The organism is Streptomyces sp. ICN903 (assembly GCF_022015835.1).
GTDB classification, from domain to species: Bacteria; Actinomycetota; Actinomycetes; order Streptomycetales; family Streptomycetaceae; genus Streptomyces; species Streptomyces fenghuangensis.
In genome coordinates this window covers 1-2,441 of record NZ_JAKMAY010000492.1, presented here as the reverse complement: position 1 = coordinate 2,441, position 2,441 = coordinate 1, and the positions used below count along the sequence as shown (strand labels likewise).

Below are 2,441 nucleotides of genomic sequence, written 5' to 3'. Positions count from 1 at the left end.
TCTGGGGATGTCGGGGGCGGCGGGGGAGCGGTCGCGAAGGCCCTCCGCCCGGTCCAGCAGGGCGCCGACGGCGTCGTCCAGGGTGCCCAGCGTCCATCGGGCGCGGTAGGCGTCGAGCCGGTCGTGGGTCTCGCGGGACAGCCGCAGCCAGGGGCTGCCGCCGCTGTAGCGGTCGACCAGTGTGTGCCACAGGGCGGCGGGCAGCCGGTAGCCGGCGTCCTCGGCCCAGGAGATCTGGGCCGTTCTCAGCCGGCCCTGGCCGCCGTCGAAGAAGACCGTGCCGCTGAAGAGGAAGTCCAGCGGCACCTCCCCGTCGGGGACGGCCCGCAGGTACTTGGTGACGGCCAGTTCGGCGTCGCAGGGGCACGGCACCGTCAGGCCGACCGTGGTGGTCTCGTCGAACGGGGGGACCACCGTCGTGGTCCGGGTCCAGGCCAGCGGGCGCAGGGTGGTGGCCCACCGCTCGGGTTCGCCGAACAGTTCGGCCAGGGCCGCCCGCGCCCGCTGGTCGTAGTGGCGGCGGGTGACGTCGATCCTGATCGCGGTGGTCAGGCTGACCGAGCGGACCGGGCCGCCGCCGGTGCGGGTGATCTCCACGTCGAACCGGAGGGTGGGCACGGCGGCGTGGCGTTCGGGCTCCGCTCCCGCGATCTCGAAGGAGAGGGCCGGGATGAGGTGCCGGGACGGAGCGCCGGCCGGCTTCGCGTGCGGCGCCGTCATGACGGGGAGAGGTTCGGCATCCCGGGCATCACCGGGTCGCGTCGTCCGGCGTTGACGCCCGTCGACCGGCGGGCCGTGGAGCGGCCGCCGGGCAGGAGCCCGGGGGTCTTGCGGTAGGAGCCCTTCTGGTTGCCCTGCCTGGTGCCCTTGACGTGGGCCGCCCTGTCGGGCCTCACATCGGCCTTGCCTACGGCGATACGGGCCATGACGCCTCCTTCATGCGGTGGACGGGAGGTCGGTGGGGTTCGGATCGGTGTGCGGCGAGCCGGCGGGCGGGTCGGGGTGAAGACCCCGGAAGAAGTCCCCGACGTGCCGCCACACCTCGGGTCCGCCGCCCAGTCCCTTCCAGTGGGTGCGTACGAGGGCCGCCAGGCGGTAGCAGTCGTCCAGGGGGACGATCCACCGCTCCCGCGCACCGTTCGCCAGGTTGACCAGCAGCGCCTCGACGTCGTCGGCCATCGCCGCGACGGCCGGGTCGCAGGCCTGGACCGCGCGCCAGCGCTCCGCCTCGACGGTGGAGCGCAGCAGACCCAGCGGGCTGGGGTAGCCGGCCGTGATCTGGCCGCTTTCGCCGTCGCGGGTGAAGAACGCCAGACCGACCGGGACTCCGAGCGAGGCCCACAGCGTGTCGTCGAACCCGTCCTCGTCCAGCCGGGTCCTGCGCAGCGGCAGCAGCCGGTAGTGGGCGCCTCCCGCCTCCTTGCGGTCGAACAGCAGGGAGCAGGCGCGGCAGGCGCAGCAGACCGCGCCGGCGCGGACGTCCAGCAGGTGGCGGTGTGCCTCGGACAGCGGCTCGGAGCACAGGTCGCACCGCTGATGCCCGGACGGTGCACCCTCCGCTCCCGGTCCGCCGAGGCGGGCCGGGCGGTGGGCCAGCCGCCGCAGCCGGGGTGTGGAGATGGGGGCGGACACGGCGGCTCACCCCTCCCGCTCGGCGGCGAGGGCGGGGCGGCGGAAGAGGTCGTCCACCGGGACGAGGGCGGTGGGCGCCCGCTCCGGAGCGGTCTCGACCTCCACCTCCACCCGCTCGATCTCGGGCGCGGCGGCGGCCACCGCCTCGCGCACCGCCGCCTCGAGGGCCTGCGGGGAGGAGGAGCAGCCGCGCCCGCCGGCGCGGAGCCGGACGCGGACCTCCTCCTGGGAGATCCCGGTCAGCTCCGCCTCGCCTTCCTCGAGCCGCCGCCGCGACCGCAGGCCGGCCAGTGCGCGTCGCACCCGGGTCTCGGCCGGGTCGGGGTGGAGGCCGTGCACCAGCAGCAGATGGCCGACCAGTTCGTCGCCGGCCAGCCGGCGCACCGCTTCGCCGCCGCCCTCCTCCCGGCCCAGGCGGTCCACGATCCGGGCCAGGCAGTCCCCGTAGAGGCCGACCAGGGTGTGGACGGTGTCGATGGCACGGGCGGCCGCCGCGCTGTCCGGCAGCGACTCCAGCGCGGACAGCAGTTCCTCGGCGCGGGCCGCCTGCCCGCGCGCGTACTCGTCGTCCCAGGGCATCTCCGGCCGCCCGCTACGAGACCTGGCCGAAGGTGGGCGAGTGGGTCCGGCGCAGGGTGCGCCCGCCGCCGAGGTACATGTGGACGCCGCACGGCAGGCAGGGGTCGAAGCTGCGCACGGTGCGCATGATGTCGATGCCCTTGAAGTCCTCCGGCCCGTTCTCCTCGAACAGGGGGCAGCCCTGGACGGCGTCCTCGTAGGGGCCGGGGGTGCCGTAGAAGTCGCGGGGG

General features: G+C 75.3%; 5 protein-coding genes. All 5 read right to left on the bottom strand.

Going from position 1 to position 2,441, the window contains the following annotated elements; genetic code table 11:
* On the bottom strand, positions 1 to 720 hold a 720-nt coding region (locus L7D48_RS28110; RefSeq protein ID WP_237883811.1), incomplete at its 3' end, for a DUF6084 family protein.
* Positions 717 to 926, bottom strand: coding sequence for a hypothetical protein (locus L7D48_RS28105; RefSeq protein WP_237883809.1), 210 nt, complete (start codon positions 924 to 926; stop codon positions 717 to 719). The genes L7D48_RS28110 and L7D48_RS28105, both read right to left, overlap by 4 nt.
* A 10-nt stretch (positions 927 to 936) precedes the next feature.
* A complete protein-coding gene (locus tag L7D48_RS28100; protein ID WP_237883807.1) occupies positions 937 to 1,632 on the bottom strand; it encodes a DUF5947 family protein in 696 nt (231 codons plus the stop codon).
* A gap of 6 nt (positions 1,633 to 1,638) precedes the next feature.
* Positions 1,639 to 2,211 carry a NifU family protein gene (locus L7D48_RS28095; protein ID WP_237883805.1) on the bottom strand — a complete coding sequence of 191 codons (573 nt, stop codon included), beginning with the start codon at positions 2,209 to 2,211 and terminating at the stop codon, positions 1,639 to 1,641.
* A gap of 13 nt (positions 2,212 to 2,224) precedes the next feature.
* Positions 2,225 to 2,441: nickel-dependent hydrogenase large subunit (locus L7D48_RS28090; protein WP_237883802.1), on the bottom strand; the 217-nt coding region annotated here is incomplete at its 5' end.